Below are 22,967 nucleotides of genomic sequence, written 5' to 3'. Positions count from 1 at the left end.
CTGCGCACGTTACCCATGGTGTTCCTGATGTTGGCCGGCGTCGTTGTGGTGACGGCGAGCTCACCGAAGAGCTCACTGCCGGCTCCGGTCGTTCCCGTCGCGGAGGCGCCGGATGCCGCCAGCGCGTTCGCGGCGGCCCGGTTGCAGGGCACGCCGGTCGGGGTGGCGAACCAGACCGCTGAGGCGAAGAAGGTGCTGGCGAACCCGGACGGGACGCTGACGGCGCAGTTGTCGCCGCAGCCCGTGCGGGTCCGCAAGGGTGACGGCTGGGTACCCATCGACACGGCGCTGACCTCCGTGCCGGACGGCACGATCAAGCCGAAAGCGGCCGTGGCCGACGTGGCGTTCTCCGCCGGTGGTGAGGGGCCGCTGGTTCGGTTCTCGCGTGAGGGCAAGCGTCTCGCGTTGCGGTGGCCTGGCTCGTTGCCGAAGCCTGAACTCGAGGGCAACAAGGCGAGGTACAGGGAGGTATTGCCTGGTGTCGACCTGGAGATGCAGGCAGAAGCGGAGGGCTACAACCAGCGTTTCGTGGTCAAGACTCCGGAGGCGGGACGCAATCCGGCGTTGGCGTCGATCAAGCTCGTGGTCGAGACGGAAGGCGTGCAGCTCACCTCGGATGGAAGCGGTCGTGTTCAAGCCGTCGATGGCGACGGGCAGAAGGTTTTCGTCGCGCCGGCCGCCACGATGTGGGACGCCCGGGGGCGCGAGAGCACGAGCGCGCCGGTCGAGGTCAAGGTCGATCGCTCCGCGATGACGTTGACGCCGAATGCCGCGATGCTGGCGGACCCGAGTACGCGGTATCCGGTGGTGGTCGACCCGGACATGCGGTCGCCGGGACAGAGCATGTGGGCGAAAGTATTCCGCGGGCACCCCGACCGGCCGTATGTCAACGGCACGGGCGACGGTGACGCGTGGGCGAAGGTCGGAAAGTGCACGTGGGCTCAATGCCAGGCCATCGACCTCGCCCGCACGTTCTTCCAGTTCGATACGGCGTTCTTGGCCGGCAAGGAAATCAAGACGGTCAATTTCAACACCGCTGTGGTTCACGGTCCGGATTGTGGTGCGAACGAGCACAAGCTCTTCATCGCGGATCGCAATCTCGACTGGGGGGTAACCTGGAACAACCAGCCAAATGGCCAAGAGATCAGTACTTCCTGGGTTCCAGGTAGCTGGGATAGTTGCCCAGGTAATCAGCCTGTTGGTTTCGGTGTCGGTCTTTACATCAATCCCAGCGGGTCGACGACCTATTTTCTGCAGGCGAAGTCCGAGACGGATTCCGACGCGTGGCGTAAATACGACGTACCGAGCACGATCCTGCAGATCACCTACAACACGAAGCCGAACCCGCCGTATGACATGAGGACCGATCCGCCGCTGCCCGCGCCGTGCCGGTGGTGTGACGGTGTGCCGTATGTCGGCGATCCGTCCATCCGGCTGTTGAGCAGGTTGTCCGACCCGGACGCCAACGACCAGCTCCGTCCGGTGTGGAACATCTACGGTGGTGCTCCAGACCAGCGTGCTCCGGCGATCTACCAGGCATCGGGTGCCTATCACAGTACTGACGTCGATCTAACGAAACGCGACGGGCAGCGTGTCTCGTGGACGGTGTGGGGGCACGATTCCGCGGATGGCGGTGATTGGCGGAATGGTCCAGGTCCGTTCATCGTCGATCGCCAGAAGATCGGCAACAAGCCGACGGTGACAGCGCCCCTCTACAAAGCGGACAATGCGTGGCACGGTGGTGTCGGTGTGCCGGACGTGTTCGAGTTCGATGCGAGCGATGCAACGACCACGGTCACGGATGTCGATCACTACCTTTATGGCTGGACCGATCCGCCAACGACGAAGGTCGATGCGGTCGCCCTAGGCGGTAAGGCCTATGTGAAGTTGACCCCGCCTGGTGACGGACCGCGGGATCTGTTCGTGCAGAGTGTCGACCGTGCCGGGAATCCCAGCCCGACGCGGGTACACCATTTCTATGTGCGGGCGGGTAACGGACCGCTGGCGCAGTGGTCGTTGGAAGGCAACACGAAGGACACCGCCACGCTCGGGTTCCGCGATGCGACACTGAACGGTGGGCCCGTTTATGTGCCGGGCAGTACCGGGTCAGGTCTCAAGCTGGACGGCGTCGACGACTACGTGACGGCACCGGTCTCGGCGAGCACATACCCGAGTTTCTCCTTTTCGGGCTGGGTCAACCTCGCGGAAAAGAAACCGGGCTGGTCAACACTGCTGAGCCAGAACGCGTCGACAACGGCGATGGTGAAGCTCGGGCACACTGGCATCGCGACCGATCGCTGGGCGTTGGAGTTCCGGCCTGGAAACGACCCGGCTACGGCGCTGACGACGGTGTCGTCGCTCACCACGGCGCAGACGAACACCTGGACTCACCTCGCTGGTGTCTACGACTCCGGGGCACAGCAGATCCGGCTGTATGTCAACGGTGACCTCCAAGGCAGTGCGGCATGGAAGTCCCCGTGGCCCGCGACTCATGAGTTCGCGGTCGGTCGCGCCATCGTCAACAGCGTCGGGAAGGACTACCTGGCCGGTTCGGTTGACGAGATCCGCACCTATGACCGGGTGCTGACCGATGCCGAGGTCAAGTCCGCGGTCACGCGGGACAACGTCACCGCGGGCTACTGGAATCTCGACGACGCGGACGGGACGACCGCACGCAACGCCGCCTCGGGCGGTGAGATGGCGGTGCTCCAGCCGGGCGCCAGGTTCGCTCCCCAGGGCGCGGTCAACGGTGCGGCCACCTTCGACGGGGTCAAGGGATTCGCGGCCACGTCGGGGCCGGTGGTAAGGACCGATCAGAGTTACGCGATCACCGCCTGGGTGCGACCGGACAAGCTCGGGGACATGACCGCCGTGTCCCAGGACGGCACGGCGGTGAGCGGTTTCTACCTCAAGCAGAACAACGGTTCCTGGGTCTTCGGCGTGAACCCGGGTGACGCCACCGGTGGCACGGCGGTGGAGGTCAGGTCCGTGGCGAACACGGTGCAGACCGTGCCGTGGACACACCTGGCCGGCGTGTACAACGCAACGGCCAAGACCTTGACGCTTGCGGTCAATGGGAAGCAGGTGGCGAGCGTCCCGGCTCCGGCGTCACCGTGGCACGCCGCTGGGTCCTTCGCCATCGGGCGGGGGAAGCACGGGACGCCGCTCGGTTACTGGTCCGGTGGGATCGACGAGGTGCGTGCCTACAGCCGCGCGCTCGACGTCGCGGAGATCCAGGGCATCGTCGCCCAGAACAACGTCACCGCCGCCACCTGGAAGCTCGACGGCGACGCGCAGGACACGTCGGGCATGACGAAACACGGCACCGCGAAGAACGGCGCCCAGTGGGTCGCCGGGCAAACCAGTTACTCCGACCAGACCGATCTCGCGGTGAACCTGGACGGCATCGACGATCACGTCAGCGCACCCGCGCCGATCGACAGCAGCATGAGCTTCTCAGTCGCCGCTTGGGTGAAGATGACCAACAAAACCCCTGGCTGGGGTGCTGTGGTGAGTCAGAGCGGGCAGAACGTGTCCGCGTTCAACATCGGCTACACCGGCGCTGCCGATGACCGGTGGGCGTTCGCGATGCACGGCCCCGACAGCACCGCACCGAACTCTGTCGTTCGCGCGCGCTCGGCGCAGCCGGTCCAGACCGGTGTCTGGACGCATCTGGCCGCGAGCTACGACAGCAACTCCGGCGAGATGCAGCTGTATGTGAACGGCACCCTGTCCGGGACCGCGACGTTCACGGCGCGTTGGAACGCGACCACTGAGTTCGACATCGGTCGCGGCAAATGGGCCGCTACCTGGCTGGACGCTTTCGGTGGTGCGGTCGACGACGTCAAGGTCTACAGCCGCACCTTGTTCACCGACGAGATCCGCACGATGTCCGGCCAGGACCTCACGCTGGTGCACAACTGGCAGCTCGACGAATCCAGCGGCACCAAGGTCGCCGACTCCACCGGCGCCCGCACCGGAACACTCGAACCCGGGACACAGTTCGCGCCCGGCAGGGTCGGAAACGCCGTCCAGTTCGACGGAAAAACCGGCGCTGTCGGTACCACCGGCGTCGACCTGCGCACGGACGAGAGCTTCAGTGTCTCGGCGTGGGTCTACATGGACCGCAAGTCCGACATCGTCTCCAAGCTCACGGCTCTGAGCATCGATGGCGATCGGACCAGTAAGTTCCGGCTCGGGCACGTCGCCGACGAGATGAACGCGACCTGCTTCGATGGAGTCTTCGAGAATCCGAACGCCTGTGGCAAGTGGGTGTTCGAGATGGCGGAATCCGACTCGGATGCGGCCCCGGTCACCAACGCAGCTGTGTCCACTTTGCCGGCTGAAATCAACACGTGGGTGCATCTGGCCGGTGCCTATGACCGTCAGACCAAGAAGACCTGGCTCTACGTCAACGGAAAGCGCGTTGGGGATGGAACGTTGAACGCGCGCTGGCAGGCGTCCGGAGCCACTCAGGTCGGCCGTGGCCTGACCGCGGACAAGCCGAGCCAGTTCTGGACCGGCAGGGTCGACGATGTCCGCCTCTACACGACAGCGCTTGACAGGGACCGGGTGTCGAGCCTGTACAAGTCGTATCCCGCTGTTGACGGCGGTACCGCTACGTTGCCGGTCGCGGACGCGGGGCACTGGCGGTTCGACGAGAACGCCGGGCAGATGGCCATGGACGCGAGTGGCCGTGGATCGACCGTGGCGTTGAAGAACGGTGCCGGGTGGGGCGGCGGGAAGAACACACCGGGGTTGCGTCTGGACGGGGCCACCGGCTACGCGCAGACCGCTGGCCCGGTACTGGATACCGCGAAGAGCTTCTCCGCCGCGGCCTGGGTTCAGCTGACGAAGACCGACGGCGGCTACTACTCGGTGTTCGGGCAGGACGGTGCTCGGGTCAGCGCGTTCCAGGTCCAATACGACGGGGGCGCGAAGAAGTGGCGTGTCGTCGTACCCAGTGAGGACAAGGACAACCCCCCGATTGTCGCGCTGTGGGCAGGCCAGGCTCCGCAGGCGTACCAGTGGACGCACCTGGCCGTGGTGTATGACGCTCAGTTCCGGCAACTGAAGCTGTACGTCGATGGTGTGCAAAGCGCGGTCCAGGTGGGAGTCACGACGATTCCGTCGGCCGGTGTCTTCTCGATCGGCAGAGCGTGGTGGAACGGCGGGAACGCCGGCTTCTTTCCGCAAGGAATCGACGACACGCGGGTCTTCTCGCGAGCACTCACCGACGCCGAAGTGCGCAAGGTGCACGACGACACCCCCCGGGGTGACGGTGGCGCCTGGCGGTTCGACAACGGCACCGGCAAGGACTACAGCTGGCGCGGCAACGCTGTTGTCCCGACCGGCGGCGCGTCCTTCGCGCCGGGTGTGAGCGGTACCGCGCTCAAGCTGAACGGCACTGACGGGCAGGCCACCGCGCCGGAGCGGGGATTGGCCATGCAGGACAGCTTCACCGTGTCCGCCTGGGCCAACCTCGCCCGCACCGATCAGATCGCGACCGTTCTCTCGCAGGACGGTGTGCGGATGAGCGGCTTCACCCTCCAGTACCGGCCGGAAGCCGGACGGTGGACGTTCGGCGCGACCGCACAGGACGTCGACGCGTCACCGGTCTCCTACGTCAGCTCGTTCGATCCCGCGGTCGTGAACCGGTGGACACACCTCACCGGGATTTACGACCAGGCGGCCCACCAGCTGCGGCTTTATGTCGACGGGCAGTTCGCTGGCAAGAAGGACGGTGTCGTCCTCTGGCAGGCGAACGGGGCCTTCGCCCTCGGCCGCGGCAAGACCAACGGCAAGCCGGTGGACTTCTTTCCAGGGATGATCGACGAGGTCTACGCCCACTACGGTATGGCCTCCGACGCAACGATCAAAACCTACGGCAGCTTTCCCGCACCCGATGGCGGCCAGTTGGGCAGCTACGTCGACGGGACAGGACGCAAGCGGACCGCGAGTACGAGCGCCACACCCGCGGCCGGTTACCGGTTCGAGGAAAGCCTGGGCATGCTGGTCGACGGCGCGCAGCCCAACACGCGGGTGCTGTACTCCTGCCAATCCGGTGCGGACTTCTTCACCTCGACTGACGCCGCCTGTGAGGGTAAGACCAAGCTCGGTGAGATCGGCTCCGTCTACACCCAGCAGCCGACCAACATTCCCACGATCCCGGTCTACCGGTGCACCTCGTCAAGCGGGCATTTCGACAGCCGCCAGGCCGGCTGCGGGGGAGCGACCCAGGAATCACTCCTCGGTTACACCCTCGCCTACGCACCGCTCGTGCGGTACTACAACAACGCCGCCTACGACCACCTCAGCACCACACAAGCCGCCCGGCCCGGGTACTACGCCGAGTTCCGGCACGGCTATCTGTCACTGCTCCCGGCCACAGGTACTCAGCCCCTGACCGCATGCGTGAACGATGCCGACCAGTTCGTGTCACTCGACTCGAACTGTGAGGGCAAGAACGCCATCGGGCCGCTCGGCCAACTATGGACGCAGCGACCGGACGGTCCGGACGTTCAGATGCTCTACCGCTGCGGTAGCGCGAATATCGAGTCGATGACCAACACCAGCGACAACTGCGGCGCTATGGGCAACGATCGCTTGCTCGGCTATGTCGTCACGAAGCTTCCCCAGGCCGAGCCCGTCTTCGCCGCATCGAGCAGCGGAACCACGGCAGGGCGCGAACCAACACCGCCAGCAGGGGCCGGCGGCGGATAGCCCCACCGGGAAATCCACGACCCGATCGACTTACAGCCACTGAGGCGCTCCCAGACCACGGGCAGAACCTCATCGCGTCCAGCCTGGAGAACCGATGCGACACAAGTCGTCCACACGCCGCACCTCGAGAACCCTCACGGTGGCGTTGATCTGCTCGCTGGTCGTGACCGGCGTCAGCACCTCGCAAGTCGCGAACGCGGCCAATGGCTGGAGCGTCGACCCACCGATAGTCGACTCGACTCCGGTGACGAACCAGACCATGCAGGGCCGTGATCTCGATGAAGCGAGCCTGAAGGCGCTCACCGGGAACCAACCCACCGGCTCCACCACGCCCGACGGAGGCGGAACCAGCAAAGCGACCTCGCTGTCGCCCACGGCAACCTGGGATGTGTCCACGCAAACGGGAGACTTCTCGTGGTCGTATCCACTGCGCGTTCCTCCGGCCCCGGGCAATTTGACACCCAACCTGGCATTGTCCTACACGTCGTCGGCGGTTGATGGGCGCACAAGTGCCACGAACAACCAGGCATCGTGGATCGGGGACGGATGGGACCTCCACCCGGGATTCGTCGAACGCGCTTATGGTGCTTGTCAGGACGACAAGGAGAACGGAACGACCCCGCCGAAGGTCGGTGACCTCTGCTGGAAGAGCGATAACGCGATCGCGTCTTACAACGGTTCCGGTGGTCGGCTGGTTTACGACACCACAAAGAAAACGTGGCGGCAGAAGAGCGACAACGGCTCCCGGATCGAGCACCTCGCCGGCGCCGCGAACGGTGCCCGCGACGGCGAGTACTGGAAGATCACCACGGTCGACGGCACCCAGTATTTCTTCGGGTCCACGCCGACGTCAAAGTCGACCTGGACAATTCCGGTCTACGGTGATGACGTCGGCGAACCGTGCCATGCGGCGGACAACACGTTCGCCAACTCCGCCTGCGTCCAGGCGTACCGCTGGAACCTGGACAAGGTCGTGGACCGCCACGGCAACCTGATCCGCTACACCTATGACATCGAGACCAACAACTACGGCCAGAACCTCAAAGACACTCCGGTGTCCTATGTCCGTGGCGGAACACTCAAGGAGATCCAGTACGGACTTCGTGATGGCGACTCAGCGCCCGCGACCGGCAAGGTGAACTTCACGACCGAGGATCGTTGCGTTCCCGGCAGCCTGTGCACACTCGACAAGCCAGAGAACCTTCCCGACGTGGCCCTGGCAGACCGCTGCGAAGGCACGACCTGTAAGGACAAGTACAGCCCCACGTTCTGGTCGACGAAACGCCTCGCCAAGATCACCACCCAGGCCCGCAAAGGCAACGGCTACTCAGATGTAGACAGCTGGACGCTGGAACATCAATTCCCGGATCCCGGTGACGGCCGTAAAGCTGCTCTCTGGCTCAAAAGCATCGTCCACACCGGTCATGTCGGAACACCGATCGGTTTGCCCAAGGTCACTTTCGAAGGCACGAAGCTCGCGAACCGGGTGGACAAGGGCGACGGAGCAGGGCCCCTGAACCGGTATCGGCTCTCCGCGATCGTCTCCGAAGCCGGTGGCGTCACCAGCATCAGGTACGCGCCCTCGGACTGCACTGCGACCTCCTTGCCGGACAAACCGGAAATCAACACCAAGCGTTGCTTCCCGGCCACGTGGACACAGCGCGACTTCGCCGAGCGCACCGACTACTTCAACAAATACGTTGTCGAGGCGGTCGTGGAGTCCGACTGGATGAGTACCAGCAGTGAGCAAGCCACCAGCTACTCCTATCCCGACGGTGCGGCATGGCACTACTCCACAGCCGACTTCGAGTCCGAGAAAGACAAGACCTGGAACGAGTTCCGCGGGTTCGGCAAGGTCATCGTCCGCACCGGCAAGCCCAACGACCCCAGCGGGCCGATGGGGTACACCGAAACCCGCTACTTCCGCGGCATGCACGGGGACAAGCTCCCCAACAACGGCTCGCGGACGGCGAGCGTCCAGGACAGCGAGGGCGCCACTCACGTCGACGAGGACTGGCTCCAGGGCTTCACCCTCGAGACCATCATCAAGAACGGCGAAGCCGGGGCCATCGTCGGTAAGACGATCACCGAACCTACCTGGCAAGGGCCCACAGCCACCCAGGGAGCCTTGAAGGCATACCTGGTCCACACCGGTATCAAGCGCGGATTCGTGGCACTGGCCGCAGGTGGCTGGCGGGTCGCGAAAACCACGACGGACTACGATCCCAATGGTCTGCCCACCAAGGTCAACGACTTCGGCGACATCAACGTCTCCGGTGACGAGCACTGCACGTCCACGACTTACGCGCAGAACACGACACGATGGCTGCTGAGCTTCCCATCACGGGTCGAGACACTCTCTGCACGCTGCGGCCTGCTGCCGGTCTATCCGCGAGACACCATCTCCGACGTCCGGTTGTCCTACGACACGCTCGCACATGGTGTTCCACCCTCTGTCGGTGACGTCACCCTGGCTGAGGAAGTCGACGGTTACAACGGCTTCACTCCGATCTATCGGACCACAGCCAAGACCAAACCTGATGTCTATGGTCGTCCGCTCGAAATCACCGACGCCGATGGCAACACCGCTACTTCCATCTATACGCCGGCCGTCGGCGGCCCTGTCACTCAACTCGTCACCGCCAACGCGCTCGGGCACAAGACGACCACCGTGTTCGAGCCCGCGTGGGGGTCACCTCTCACGGTCACCGATCCCAACAACCGCGTTACGGAGACCAGCTACGACGCGCTCGGGCGTAAAGCAGAAGTCTGGCAGCCGAACCGGCCCCGAGCAGACAACGCTCAAGGCACCGCCCGCTTCGCCTATGACGTCCGAAGAGACGCACCCAGCTCGGTTACCACCACGCAAATCGGCCCCAAGGGGAACTACACCACCTCGACAACGATTCTCGACGGCCTCTACCGAACCAGACAAGTCCAGGCACCCGCACCCGGAGGCGGCAGGCTGCTGGTAGACACCCGTTACGACTCACAGGGCCGTGCCTACAAAACAACACAACCGTTCTACAACGACCAACCGGTCGATACCTCACTCTGGGTGGCCAGCGACCTCAAAGTCCCGGGCCTGACCTTCACCGAATTCGACGGCGCCGGCCGGGCCACCGCATCGATCTACCAGGTAGGTGGACACGAAAAGTGGCGAACCAGCACGGCCTACGGCGGAGACTCGGTCAGCGTCACGCCACCGGCGGGCGGTATCGCGACCCGCACGATCACCGATGCCCGCGGCCGTACCCGCAGCGTCTGGCAGTACCACGGCGCCCAGCCGACCGGCGACTACGACGAGACCAAGTACGACTACACCCCTTCCGACAAACTCGCCGCCATCACGGACTCGAGCGGTAACCGCTGGTCCTACACCTACGACATCCACGGCTCGCTGATCCGCGCCGACGATCCCGACCGCGGTGCCACCACCTACACCTACAACAAGCTGAACCAGCAGACCAGCAGCACCGACGCCCGCAACGTCACCCTCGCCTACGGCTACGACAAACTCGGCCGCAAGACCGGCGTCTTCAAAGACAGCCTGGCGGGGACCAAACTCAGTGAATGGGCCTACGACACCGCGCACAAGGGGATCGGGCAGGTCGCGTCGTCAACTCGCTGGGTCGACGGGAACGCCTACGTCAAGAAGGTCAACGTCTATGGGCCGCTGTACCAGCCGACCGTCCAGTCGACCATCATCCCGCCGATCGAGGGCCCGAAGCTGGCCGGTACCTATCAGTCGTTCTTCCAGTACAACTGGGATGGAAGCCTCGGCGGTGAGGGTATTCCGCGGGCAGGTGACCTGTCGGTCGAAAGCATGCTCTATGTCCACGACGATCTCGGATACCTCCAGAGCACCGAAGGCGGCGTGGACGAGGACTACCAGGACTACGTATCCGAGAGCAGCTACACCCGCTACGGCGAACCACAGCGGCTACAGCTCGGAGGCAAGAGCAGCACCAGCGCCAACGGAAAACGGGCGTGGCTGTCCTACTACTACGACACCAACACCCGACGGCTCGATCGCACCATCGTCGACGCCGAGGTCCCGCAGCCGATGCAGACCGACACCCACTACACCTACAACCCCACGGGCAACATCACCTCGATCGCTAACACCCCCATCGGGCAGCCGACGGACAAGCAGTGCTTCGGCTACGACTACCTGACACGTCTCACCGAAGCATGGACGCCCGCCAACCCCGATTGCGGCGCGCCTCCCGGTTCCACCGGTCTCGGTGGTCCGGCCCCGTACTGGCAATCCTTCACCTATGACAAGTCCGGCAACCGGACCGGTGACACCCAGCACCTGACTGGTGGCGACATCACCCGCAAGTACAGCTACGCCGCTCCCGGGACCGCCAAACCGCATGTGCCCAACTCCATCACCACAGAAGGGCCTGCGGGCGCCAAGACGACTCAATACACCTACGACCAACTCGGCAACACCAAGACCCGCCCCGGTGCCTCCGGGCAGCAAAACCTCGAATGGAACATCGAGAACAAGCTCGAGAAGGTGACCGACGGCACCTCGGACACGACATTCCTCTATGACGCCGACGGCGATCGGCTGATCCGGCGTGATCCGACGGGCACGACGCTCTATCTCGGTGGGCAGGAGGTTCGCCTTGACAAGGCGAGCGGGAACGCGACCACGACGAGGTACTACACCCACGGCGGGGCGACAGTCGCGATGCGGACCGGCGGCGTCTTGACCTGGCTTGCCGGTGATCATCAGGGCACCACGCAGGTCGCGATCAACGCGAACGACCTCACGGTCAAGCAACGACGCCAAACCCCCTTCGGCAGCCAACGGGGCCCGGACGTCGCTATGCCGGGTGAGCGTGGCTTCGTGGGCGGCACGATCGATGCCTCGACCGGGCTTACGCATCTCGGTGCCCGTGACTACGACGCCGATCTGGGCCGGTTCGTGTCGCTGGACCCGCTTCTCGACCCGTCCAGCCCGCAACAGATCAACGGCTACAGCTACGCCAACAACAACCCGATCGCGCTGAGTGACCCATCTGGTCTCGCTCCTGAGGACTCGCCGGGTTATTGCGTCGGCTGGCGGGGCGACTGCGGGATCGATCCGGTGGCCGGCAGCGGCATCCACGGTCACTACAGCGACCAGCAGCTCACGAACATGAACGTCAAGCGCGGCCAGCCCGGTGCTAACGAGAAACGACGGCAGTACAACCAGGCGCAGATGAACGGCGCGAAGAAGCAAAAGCGCCTTCCGCAGACGCCCCTGGAGTGGGCGGACGCCGTAGCAGTGCCCTGGACCGGTCTAGGCGCGGCCTGGCAGTTGTTCAGATCGGAAAGTCTCTCCGAAGCCGCACATAACAGCCTTGACATCATCGGCTACCTCCCCTTGCTCGGCGAGGCCGCAGACCTGGTCAACGCGGCAATCTATGCGGGTGAGGGCGACGACTTCAACGCAGGACTCTCCGCGGCCGCCGCTATTCCCTTCGTCGGCTGGGCAGCCGCCGGCGCCAAAGCCGCTGTTAAACAGGGGGCAAAGGAATTCAGCGATGTTGCCCCGACCGTGGCGAAGTGTGCCACGTCGAATAGTTTCGTCGCCGGTACCCGGGTGCTGCTCGTCGGCGGGGTAACGAAACCGATCGAAGAAATCGAGGTCGGTGACGAGGTCGTCGCCACAGACCCTGAAACCGGCCGCACCGAGTCGCGCCCAGTGATTGCGACCATCGTAGGACAAGGTCAGAAGAACCTGGTCGAATTGACCGTCGACGTCGACGGCCCCAGCGGAGATAAGGTCGGTGTGGTCATCGCGACCGACAAACACCCGTTCTGGTCGCCAGACCGCGCGTCCTGGACCGACGCGACCGACCTTAAGGCCGGTGATACTCTCCGGACGGATACTGGTGTGGTCGTTACTGTGGTCAAGGTCGACCGATGGCAGGCCCAGCGTCAGCGCGTCTACAACCTCACCGTCGACACCCTGCACACATATCACGTAATCGCCGGGACTGTGCCGATTCTCGCCCATAACGCCGGTGGGACAGGTGTCGACCTTAGTGGTGCGACGCCTTGGGGCAATGGAAAATTTCCGGTTGGCGGCGCATTGGATGCTGGCGGGCCAGCTAATGGAATTCTGTATCGCACTCATAACGGTGCTATCAGTAATTATGCGGTATATGATGCTGACGGGATAATTTTGCGAAGGGTTGACCTGGTCGGCGCGACTCATCTCGGAGTTCCGACGCCGCATATTCAAGAGTTTACGCGTAACGTGGCTCCGGATGGAAGAATTTTCCCTCAGCAGAGCAAGGTTGCAATTCCGGCTGGCCCTGACGATTTGCCTCGTATTGGTTGCTGATTAAGGGGTCCTAACAGATTGAGTGGTTTGAGTCTGTGTCAGCAGATTATGGTGCAGCCGAGTGCTAGGAACGTCTGGTGGATGTCGTTGCAGATTTTCCAGTGGAGGCGCAGGCGGCGTGACTAGTGCAGAAGTGTGAAGGCGTCTTCGGTGCTCCAGCGGTGGGCGCCGGGGCCGCGGTGTTCGTCGCTGCGGGCGGTGGCAGGCGGGATTCTCGTGGCGTGGACAAAGGGCGGTACTTGTCGTGTTCGTAGGCCTGGTCGGAGTAGATCCGGCGTGGCTGTCGCCGCGGTGGCCCGGTCGGCCCCGCGCGGGTGGGATCGCGTGGATCGGCGGCATCAGCTGGGTGACGTCATGTCGGTCCCCGCCGATGAGGGTGTCCGCGAGCGGGATGCCGGTGTCGTCGGTGATTATTTGGTGTTTCGACCCGGCACGGGCTCGGTCCACTGGGCTGGGGCTGGTTTCTGGGCCCCTTCTAACGTCCGCACATGCGATCCATCAACGGCTGCCCTCATTGAGCCCGCCTCCGGGTCATCACCAAGATGCGGCGTCAAGTCACATCCAAGGCCATTCTGTTAGGTCCTCATGTCGAGGAGGTTGTAAACTCATGAGCAACGTACGCATGAAGAAGGTAAGGTGACATGGAACTGAACGGCCTGCCGCAGGTGGATGCCTGGTGTGCCGATCTTGGCAGCTTTGACCTTCGGACGTTCATGCTGTCTAATGTGTCGATCGCTGAAGCGTGCTCGGTAATCGCGCTAATGTCTCCTGGCTTTGTCGAATATCGCGGCTGCATATTCTTGGACTTCGTCTTCGATGCCAGTGGAGTCGATGCGTGGATCGATCGATTCGATGGCGTCGAACAATCGGTTGAATCTGCGGTAAATCACGTTCATCTTTGGGACTTCTTTTCGCCGAAATCTGAGGCTGAGAACGATGCTCTGGTTGAACTCGCGCACCGGATGGTCGAATCTTGGAAGAGTTCGGCGCTAATGCAATTTCCTGGAAGAGAGTTCGTGGTTCAGTTCAGTGATGGTTCCGATGATTATGGGCCGACACTGGTAATTTATGCGGGTTAATTAATTAGGTGGATGCGGTCTGTGGTTGATGGTCACAGCCCTGCTCAGAGTCGGTAGTCGACTTTAGTGTCGGACGAGTGGAGTGTTTTAGGGGATCGCGGTCATGTGTTTGTCCCTTCTCTGGGAGTTCGGTGGCTGAGCAGCAGCTGGTCGTAGATCGCCACCGACGGCAGCGGCCGGGTGTCGGGCGGCAGCTGGGTAAGCCGCCGTTCGGTCAGCGAGGTCACCGCTGCGGGCGGGACGACCCGGTCGGCTGCCGACGGTGGTGTGGTGTCGGTGTCGGCGGGCTTCGAGCGCGACCGCGTCCGCGGTCAGCGCGCCGGCGCGCAGTGCCGCCGCGAGGCCGGCGACGACGTGTTCGTGGGTCATGTGCCGGTGCAGCAGCAGGATCTGGATCAGCGCGCGGGTGCCGTCGCGGTCGCCGTGGGTCTTGCGGGCAGCGGCCCACCAGGCGTCGTGCACCGGGGTGAACTTACCCGCCGCGCGCCTGCTCCAGGGCGGTCGCCCTAGGGAGGGCACTGGGTTTGCGGACCAGCGCTTCGAGGTAGTGGTCCAGCTCGAGACGGCTGCTGGCCTTGGCCAGCAGCCGCTCGTGCCGGGCGACCTCGGTGCGGCCGTCGAACACGATCAGCTCGGAGGCGTGCAACAGCACCCGGACCCGGCGCCCGATCAGCCGGACAGGCACCGAGTAGCGGTTGGTGCGGATGCTGATCTGGCTGAACCGGTCGACCCGCGGGGTGAACCAGCGGCCGGTCTCGAACGGCTCGTCCGGCAACGGCCGTAGCAGCGGAGCCTCGAGCGCGAACATCTCGCCGATCGTGCGTGGCCGCGCCCCGATCCGGCGGGTCTCATCGGCGACGTCCCAAGCCTCAATGCAGGTGTTGAGCTCGCTCAGCGAGCTGACTTCGGGAACCGGGACGAGGTGATTGCGGCGGAACCATCCGATCTGGCCCTCGCCCCCGCCCTTCTCGTGCGCGCCCTGCAAACCGGGTGGCAATAGAAGGGCTCGATCGCCCAGTGCGACCGGAACGCGGTCCACCGCTCGGTTTCCACCCGCTACCGCGAGAACCCCAGCACCTGGGCGACCGCGGCCTTGAGATTGTCGTAGCGGATCTGGCCGAGCGGGACACCACCGAGCACCCGGAACGCGTGCTCGTGCCCCTCGAAGAACGCCTCCTGGCCGCCCGACAGGGAAATCTTGTGGACGGCCTTGCCGGAGAACGACAGCCGCAGCGCGAACAGGAAACACGTCACGAGCGTGCCGCGCAGCCGCACGGCGACCTCGCCGAAGTCGATCTCCGCCTCCTGTCCCGGCCGATGCGACTGCGGTATGAACACCTCGGCCGGGCCGCGGTCGGCCGAGATCCGGACCTCGGGCTCGCGGATCGCGACGTAGGTGCGGACGACCTGATACGACACTTCGGCCATGGCGTGTTCGTCGATCAACCGGTCGAAGATCCGCTTCACCTTGTGCCGCTGTTTCCGCCGGGGCATCCAGGTCCGCACGCAGGATTTCGTCGATCACTGGCTTGAATGGATCGAGCTCCGAAGACCGCGGTGATGGCTTCTTCCGCGGCTCCGGCCACGCCGATGCGAGCGCCTTGACCGCCGTGCGCCGGCCGACGTTGTATTTCCGCTCCAAAGCACGCCCGGACATGCCAGCCCGGGCGTCCCGGCGGATCGCCGCGTAGAGCTCTACCTTCGACAGCGGGGACATACGTGCTCCGTCAAGCACACGTAGCCGCCCACCGCAAGGGTTCACCCGCGGTCAAATCTCACGAACACCTACTTCGCAACCACGCCGACCGCGGTCACTACAGACGGACAACCGCGGTCACATCACGCAGACAAAACCACGGCTGGCTCCACGACCCGGGACTGACGGCCAGCGGGGGGACCCTGCTGGGCTTGTGCACGCATTGCCTGACCCGAACGACGGTACTGTCGAGGTACTCGGGGTCGACGACTTCGCGATCAGGCGCGAACGCAATGCGCGACTTGCTGATCGATGTCGCTCCACGGCGGGCCGATCACCTCGCCGCCGCGTTGGCCGAGCAATGCCCAGCAGATGGAACAGTGGGGTAGAGCAGAAGGGCGCGGGTGTTCCGCGGGAACGTCGTGGTCTGCGCGGCGGTCCACGCCACCGCGGGTGGCCGCTGCTGCCGTGGAAGATCGATGAAGCGAGCGGGATTGCGATCGATCAAACCACGCCGCACTGCCGCGCCGCGCGCAACGCAGCCTGGATGCGTGCATCGTCCCAGCGGGCACCGGGCGCCCCGCTATGTGGGTCCGGATGATTGCGTTGTGCGCGCCTTTGGCGGAGCAAGCGGCAGGATCGAAAATGGAGACTTGTCGCTGTCGCCCGCCGGCGTTCGAGTTGGCTGACCTGGCGCGTCCTGTTTGCTGCGAGCTTCACGTCTTGGTCGACTGGGCATGCCGACGCTGCATGATCAGCGATACGAGTGCGCTGATAATTAGCGGCTTCTCATTGATCGATGTGCATCCTGAGAGTGCCGCCCGTTCACTGCGCACAGAGTGCTTCCCGCTGTACAACCCGGAGGAGCCTGTCCGGGGGCACAGACAACATCCCCACAAGCTCCGGCGCGGCTGCGCGCTGGAGTTCGGGGGAGTGCGTCGCGTCGGTGATCCTTTCCGCTACGTGAGTGATCTTCGGTAGTTGGCCTGCCGGGAGTTTGATCGTGATTGTCGCATGTTCGCCGTCGTCGTGGACCATGATGGCGAGCTGGACGGCCTCGAACAGCGCTTGAAGGTACGGTCTCGGCGCCAACCCGAGGTAGGGCAGCGCGTCGATCAGAGGCAGTTCGTCTACCGTCACCCCTTTCGGCGTCACAGCAAGGTCCGCTTCGTTCAGCTCTGTGATCTTGGCCTGGAGTTGCTTCTCCTCTTTGGCGAGGTTGTTGTAGTCACCCCGCAGTGCGGCGGTGAAGGGATCGTCAGGGTCGCCTTGCTGCGCTTGTTTCAGGATCGATGCCTGTTGTTTGGCTATCTCGGCCAGCTTGCGCTGAACACGGTCTCGTTCTGCTGTCGCATGATCGTCGACACCGGCAAGGTCGCCCGCCGGTCGGGGCCGAACACTCGGTCGGCGAAGAACTTGGCCACAGCGTCCTCGTGAAGGTAGAGGACCTTTCATGGTCGGCGAACCTGTCTGAACGGCCTCGGTTGTTGTTGCTCGCCGGCAGCGGTAGTACGCCCCGCCATGACGCGGATCGCCGAACATCCGTCTTCCGCGTTCGTGGAACATCCGTCCACGGAAGAGGTACGTCCTGGCCGTGGCCGGGTGTTGTTCGTTGGTTCGGTTCCGTCTCGCGAGCCCTGGTTGGACTTCCAGCCCGCGTTGATCGCGTCGCACATCCACTTCGGGATCAGCGGCTCATGTACAGGGGCAGGCGACCAGGCCCACTTGATCGGGTCGTTGACTTTGCCTCGTCGTGATCGGGTGGCTCGTCGGTTGAAGACCTGATAGCCGGTGTACTTCGGGTTCCGCAGGATGTCGTACACGCTTGATCACGATTCACCACCCCTTAGCGCGTTTCCTTGCGGACGTTGGAACTCACCACCCTCCTTGCGGTTCCGCCGTGCCCGCGAGCGATCTCGAGGATCGTGCACGGGTACCGGCACGACACAGTCCGTCGGTGCTCCGGTGAAGAGGCTGATCAGCCCGGTGGTGTGAATCTTTCGCTGTCCCTTGCTTGCGGTTTGAGAGACTTCCTGTGCATAGCGATTTCAGTTCGGATCGCGCGCCGGCGGTTCGGCGTCGAGGATGTCTGTCGCCCGAATGGCACGGGCAGAGGTGCCGGTGCGGGCGCCGTCCGGACGGATCGGAACCCAGGTGATGCCGGTGTGTTCGTCACGCAGGCTGCCTCCCGCTACCGTTCCGGTGCGTTCCTGTTCAGCAGGCCTTGCGTGGTTGGGTGGACAGGACGCGTGCCGGCGAAAACGGACTCGCCATCCCTGCGGGTAGCCGCCACCGTGACGAGTGGGCCAGTCCCGGTGAGTGTTCTCTGCCTGCTTGGCCGGGTCTGTCTCAGGAACGGCAGGCATGGTCGGGTGTCGACGACGCAGGGAAGGCGTGCCGTCGACGGCGGCCGGGGAATTGATCGGCTGGTGACAGGCGGGGCAGCGCCTTGCCCGAGCGGGCCGGCCTGGAGGAACTTCCGTTGGCACCTCTGGTCACCTCGATCGAGTCCGATTCATCGTCACCGGTCGGCCGCGGTCCAGGGCGTCTGATTCCAGGGTAGGGCCTCTCGGCCGGTGTCGTGCTCATCCGCGTGGGTGGTTCAGGTCTCGCAGACGAATGATCGGCTTCGTGACGCGGTCGCAGGGCTACCCTGGAGGAACCGGAGAGGGTGGCGAGGACACGTTCCCCTTGACGACCCCACCGGTGCCGCCCCAGTCCTCGGCTGTTTACCCGCGGAACAGCCGACTCGGGAGGTGGCGTGATGAGAGCCAAGGGAAGAAAGACAGGTGCCGCCGTGACGAGGCGGCCTGCGGCGAGCCTCGATGGCGTCAGGCCAGAGTCCTACGAGATGAGCCGCGACCAGCGTTGTCGCGGCGCGCGTCTGGTGGCGTCGGCGGCGAAGGACGTCGAGGACTGTGCGTTGCTACTCGCCATGTTAGGGCTTGACCCCGCCGACGGATTGGAGCCCAGGGGCGATTGACAAAGCCGTGGTATCAGGGGTGCCAGTCTCTGTGCGATCGACTCGCGCGACGAACCGATAGTGGTCAGCGGGAATTCCTCGGCCCTGGTCGGGGATCTCCCTCACCCTCGACGACAAGGGCGGGGCCGTGGACCGCGCCGACTGGGACGCCTGCGATGACAAGGCCGTCCAGTCGATAGTGGCGGTCTGTCACGGCCGAGTCTGAGATCCCGCTCGGTGCGGCGACCAGCTGTGCTCACATCTGTTCCCGTGACCGTGCCCCGTCCTGGTCATCCAGGTCAGGAGACTTTGCAGATCGCAAGCGGTTCGTAGCTTGGCGTTCACGTCCTCGCTCTCCCCGCACCGCTTTCCGTGGATTCCCTGCCGGGTTCAGGGCCGCTCGATGATCGCCACTACCGATCCGCCGTCAGGAGAACTCTGGCTCGGCCTCCCGCTTGAGCCTCGCGAAACGTGTGGCCGCGAACAGTGCCGCTACCGCGATCATGCCGAACGTGGCCAAGAGGCGGTTCACGTCGATGGCAGGTTCCCAGCGCAGCTTGCCGTCCTTGATGACGTACGCGCCCACCGGCTTGGCCGACAGACCGAACCCGCCACCTTCGCCCGAGCGGCCCTTCTCGTCGCGGCTGTCGCCGCCACCGCCACCGGTGCCGACCGTGGCGGCCACGATCACCGTGACCCCGTCGGCGTGGTACGGCTCGCCGTAGACCATCTTGGTTTCGAGACCGTCTTTGGTCTTCTTCAGTAGTTCGTCGACGTTCATGAGGTGCTCCCGTGTTCGGCCGTCGGATTCGTTGCTGATCTCGTGCTGGGTATCAGCTTTCGTGCTGCTGTACCGGTATCGGTAGACCGATCCCGTAGTGACCCAGTGGCCGCAGGACTTCCGCGATCGGACGTCGTGGGGTGGCAGGGAGTGGGGGAGTGCCGTCGGGGAGGTGGCCGATTCGCACGACGAGCTGAGGCTCGGCTCTCTCGGCGACGACGCAGTCGCGGATCAGTCCGCGGGTGCAGGTCAGCTCCAGTGGCTCGGTGACCAGGCAGGACGCGAGGTTCAGCCGGGTCGCCGTCAGCACTACGGCGCTGGCGGCTTCGCCTGCTCGTAGCCTGTCGAGCGGAGTGTCGTCCGCGGTCGACAGTACGGTCAGTGCGGCGCCGTCCTGGGCCTCGGTGTCGGTGAGCACGGCGTCGGAGAAGTCTCGCCCCAGCGATGCCGCGGTGGTCAGGACCGCGTTTCGTGCGGGTACGCCGTCTGTGGCATACCGCCGTCCGCTCCAGGACGCGAGTTCGATTCCGTAGTCCGGATCGGCCCGGTGCAGGCCTCGAGCCTCCACCGCGGCGGCCGTCAAGGCCGCACGCCGCGGGGCGTCGTCGACGAATCGCAGCATCGCGCGGTGGTCTGTCGCGCTACGTGCGAGGCGGTTCTCCTCCCAGGCCGTCAACGGCCGAGTGGCATACCGGCGGCGATCCGACCGGCGTCGAGGTATCGCCGTGGCCAGCGCGATGTCCTCTTCACGCGGATCACGGGGAACGAGTTCGATCCGGGCCAGCACGGCAGATTCGGGCATCCGGTCGATGTGGGTGGCCCAGCCGAGCGCGGCGGCCGCGATCGTGAAGTGGTGGAGCACGCACCCGCAGCTGATGAGCAGATCGCGACCCTCGGGGTCGGCCTGCCTCAGCCTGCGGTCGGTGTCCGCGCGCAGTTCGACCGTGCGGCCGCTGAACCGCCAGTCCCAGGGTTGGCTGTTGTGCACCGAAGGTGCGCGTACCGCAAGTGCGATGGCCGCCCTCACCGTGTACGCGTCGGGCGCGTTCTGGTCCATCGCTTTCCTCCTCGGATCGGACTGTTCTCATGCTCACCGGCTCCGGATCGCGATCACAGAGGCGAACGAGACGGAGCCGAGGGCCCTTCGACCCTTCCGTGCGGGCGGGGCGCCGCTCACCAGGGCCTGGGAGCGGCGAGACGCGGACGGTCGCCGTCCATAGTGGACAGTGCGACGACGTCCGGACGAGAGTCGGATGTCTCTCGTCGATATGGACCAAAGACCTCTCTGTCATCGACGTACGGCCGAATCCCGAAGCCTCCTGGATTCGTACCGTTGAGTGCATGGCTGGCAAGGACAGGGCACGGATCCCCCGCGCGGTGTACGAACGGGAACTGCTGCGGTTGCAGGCCGAGCTGGTCAAGCTTCAGGAGTGGGTGCGGCGCGAGGGTGCCCGGCTGGTGGTGGTGTTCGAGGGGCGGGACGCGGCGGGGAAGGGCAGCACGATCAAGCGGGTCACCGAACATCTGAATCCGCGCGTCGTGCGGATCGCGGCTCTGCCGCGGCCTACGGATCGTGAACGGACACAGTGGTATTTCCAGCGCTACATCGAGCACCTGCCCGCCGCCGGTGAGATCGTGCTGTTCGACCGCAGCTGGTACAACCGGGCCGGCGTCGAGCGGGTGATGGGATTCTGCACCCCCGAAGAGCATAGGCGGTTCCTTCAGCAGTGCCCCATTTTCGAGCGGCTGCTTGTCGACGACGGCATCCTCTTGCGCAAGTACTGGTTCTCGGTCAGCCGGGACGAACAGGAGCGTCGGTTCCGAAGCCGGATCGACGATCCGATGCGCCGCTGGAAACTCTCCGCGATGGACCTGCGATCCGTGACGCAATGGGAGGACTACTCGCGGGCAAAGGACGACATGTTCGTGCACACCGATATCGCCGAATCTCCTTGGCACGTGGTCGAAAGCGAGGAGAAGCGGCGTGGACGGCTCAACATGATCGCACATCTTCTTTCGAGCGTGCCCTATCACGACGTCGTCCATGAGCCGGTTTCGCTCCCATCGCGTCCGGAATCGAACGGTTACTGCCGCCCTGACCGGCTGCTGCAGACCTACGTCCCGGACCACGCGGCGACCTTGAAGGAGCCAAAGCCATGAGCGCGACCGTCGTGACCGCGTCCGATACCGCGTACTTCGACACGGTTTCTCTGCGCCTGCTCAGAAATGACCTGACCTTGAGCGTCGACAACGGATCGTGGTGCCTCGCGACGCCCGACGGTCCGGTCCGCTTCGCCGGCACGGGCCTGGCCGTCCCGCCCGCCCTTGCCCGGCTGGTTCGAGCGTATACCCGTGATGACGACCTGGTGGCCGTCGCACGCGTCGGAGACGGCGGGACGACCGAACTCCATGCGCTGCTCGATCACCGGATCGCGCGATCGCCTCGACCTCTCGACGACTCCGCACGAGGAGTGGTCCTCCGCTACGTGCGTGCGCAGATCGCTGCCCTCGCCGCCGCGGATCTGGCCGCCCGACAGGACAAGCCGGACGCGGTGCATCGGATGCGGGTGGCCACCCGGCGGCTGCGAGGCGTCTTTTCCGTCTACGCCCGGGTGCTGGGCGGCCGGAGACTTCTCAAGGCACTGGGTGACGAATTGCGCTGGCTCGGCGGGGAACTCGGCCCGGCGCGGGATATCGAGGTCCAGTGGGCACGTTCACGACCTTGGGTCGGAGAGCGGACGAACGCCTGCTTCGCCGTCCTCTCGGAGGAGGCGCGCGAGCGGGCGCGGTGCGCGCTCGACGGCCGTCGGTATCTCCAGTTGCTCACCGCCCTGGACGTTCTCGAGGTGGTCCTGAGCGAGAAGCCCCGGCGGAAGTGGCCCACAGCGGCCCGCCGACCCGCGGCCCGGGTACTTCCTCACCTGGCGCGTACGGCGGCCGAGAAAGTCGACGCTCGCGTCTCCGGGCTCGCCGCGCACTCAGCTGGTCCGGGGCGTGACCGCGCCGTTCACGACGTGCGGAAAGCGGCCAAGCGGCTGCGGTACGCGCTGGAGGCCGGCGCCGAGGCACTGCCGGTCGACGCCAAGCCCGCACTGCGTGCCTTCCAGGACCTACTCGGAGAATTCCAAGACGCGGTTGTCGCCCGCGAGCTCTTGAGCGCCTTGGAGGTCGCAGACGGTGACTTGGCGGCGGTGCGGGCACGGGAGACGGTCAACGCCGATCGATGCGTGGCAGCGCTGCCCAAAGCCTGGCACGATCTCCGCCGTGCCCTTCGTCCGTTATGGACTTAGCGCGCCGTCAGGCGGCAGTGACCTTCGGTCCTTCCCCAGGGCCGGGGAGACGCATGATCCTGAACGGAGGACTTTCTGACGGAGGAGGCC

General features: G+C 64.8%; 9 protein-coding genes and 1 pseudogene. 5 read left to right on the top strand and 5 right to left on the bottom strand.

Going from position 1 to position 22,967, the window contains the following annotated elements:
• The first annotated feature begins 27 nt into the window (after nt 1–27).
• From H5J31_RS03320 to H5J31_RS03310, 3 genes are all read left to right on the top strand, one after another.
• Nucleotides 28–6,723, top strand: coding sequence for a LamG domain-containing protein (locus H5J31_RS03320; protein WP_236004653.1), 6,696 nt, complete (start codon nt 28–30; stop codon nt 6,721–6,723).
• A gap of 94 nt (nt 6,724–6,817) precedes the next feature.
• A complete protein-coding gene (locus tag H5J31_RS03315; protein WP_181770926.1) occupies nt 6,818–13,069 on the top strand; it encodes a polymorphic toxin-type HINT domain-containing protein in 6,252 nt (2,083 codons plus the stop codon).
• 641 nt (nt 13,070–13,710) lie between these two features.
• Nucleotides 13,711–14,148 (top strand): hypothetical protein, encoded by a 438-nt coding sequence (locus H5J31_RS03310; RefSeq protein ID WP_181770925.1) that lies wholly within the window; start codon nt 13,711–13,713, stop codon nt 14,146–14,148.
• Between the two features lie 101 nt (nt 14,149–14,249).
• Here H5J31_RS03310 and istA read toward each other — a convergent pair.
• The 5 genes and pseudogenes from istA to H5J31_RS03285 form a co-directional block, all read right to left on the bottom strand.
• A pseudogene (istA, locus tag H5J31_RS03305) lies at nt 14,250–15,865 on the bottom strand (IS21 family transposase).
• A gap of 804 nt (nt 15,866–16,669) precedes the next feature.
• On the bottom strand, nt 16,670–17,410 hold the full coding sequence (locus H5J31_RS03300) for a hypothetical protein (RefSeq protein WP_181771040.1): 741 nt from the start codon (nt 17,408–17,410) through the stop codon (nt 16,670–16,672).
• Complete coding sequence (locus H5J31_RS40545) at nt 17,296–17,667, bottom strand: recombinase family protein (RefSeq protein WP_181770924.1); 372 nt, start codon at nt 17,665–17,667, stop codon at nt 17,296–17,298. Before H5J31_RS40545 ends, H5J31_RS03300 begins: the two co-directional genes overlap by 115 nt.
• Nucleotides 17,668–19,233: 1,566 nt before the next feature.
• Nucleotides 19,234–19,587, bottom strand: a complete 354-nt coding sequence (locus tag H5J31_RS03290) for a spore germination protein GerW family protein (protein WP_181770923.1) — start codon at nt 19,585–19,587, stop codon at nt 19,234–19,236.
• Nucleotides 19,588–19,639: 52 nt separating this feature from the next.
• A complete protein-coding gene (locus H5J31_RS03285) occupies nt 19,640–20,644 on the bottom strand; it encodes an Acg family FMN-binding oxidoreductase (RefSeq protein WP_181770922.1) in 1,005 nt (334 codons plus the stop codon).
• Nucleotides 20,645–20,928: 284 nt separating this feature from the next.
• Between H5J31_RS03285 and ppk2 the strand changes: the two genes are divergently transcribed.
• Both ppk2 and H5J31_RS03275 read left to right on the top strand, forming a co-directional pair.
• Nucleotides 20,929–21,747 carry a polyphosphate kinase 2 gene (gene ppk2 / locus H5J31_RS03280; protein WP_181770921.1) on the top strand — a complete coding sequence of 273 codons (819 nt, stop codon included), beginning with the start codon at nt 20,929–20,931 and terminating at the stop codon, nt 21,745–21,747.
• The gene (locus H5J31_RS03275) at nt 21,744–22,877 is read left to right on the top strand and encodes a CHAD domain-containing protein (RefSeq protein WP_181770920.1); all 1,134 of its coding nucleotides are present in this window, start codon (nt 21,744–21,746) and stop codon (nt 22,875–22,877) included. The genes ppk2 and H5J31_RS03275 overlap by 4 nt, the downstream gene beginning before the upstream one ends.
• The last annotated feature ends 90 nt before the right edge of the window (nt 22,878–22,967 follow it).

The organism is Amycolatopsis pittospori, assembly GCF_013870525.1.
Taxonomy (GTDB): Bacteria; Actinomycetota; Actinomycetes; order Mycobacteriales; family Pseudonocardiaceae; genus Amycolatopsis; species Amycolatopsis pittospori.
This window is presented reverse-complemented; position numbering and strand designations above follow the sequence as displayed.

Bases quoted from the DNA above. Each gene is read 5' to 3' on its own strand.
- H5J31_RS03290 (WP_181770923.1), bottom strand. From the start codon at position 19,587: ATGAACGTCGACGAACTACTGAAGAAGACCAAAGACGGTCTCGAAACC.
- H5J31_RS03300 (WP_181771040.1), bottom strand. From the start codon at position 17,410: ATGTTCCACGAACGCGGAAGACGGATGTTCGGCGATCCGCGTCATGGC.
- H5J31_RS03285 (WP_181770922.1), bottom strand. From the start codon at position 20,644: ATGGACCAGAACGCGCCCGACGCGTACACGGTGAGGGCGGCCATCGCA.
- H5J31_RS03320 (WP_236004653.1), top strand. From the start codon at position 28: ATGTTGGCCGGCGTCGTTGTGGTGACGGCGAGCTCACCGAAGAGCTCA.
- ppk2 (WP_181770921.1), top strand. From the start codon at position 20,929: ATGGCTGGCAAGGACAGGGCACGGATCCCCCGCGCGGTGTACGAACGG.
- H5J31_RS03315 (WP_181770926.1), top strand. From the start codon at position 6,818: ATGCGACACAAGTCGTCCACACGCCGCACCTCGAGAACCCTCACGGTG.
- H5J31_RS03275 (WP_181770920.1), top strand. From the start codon at position 21,744: ATGAGCGCGACCGTCGTGACCGCGTCCGATACCGCGTACTTCGACACG.
- H5J31_RS03310 (WP_181770925.1), top strand. From the start codon at position 13,711: ATGGAACTGAACGGCCTGCCGCAGGTGGATGCCTGGTGTGCCGATCTT.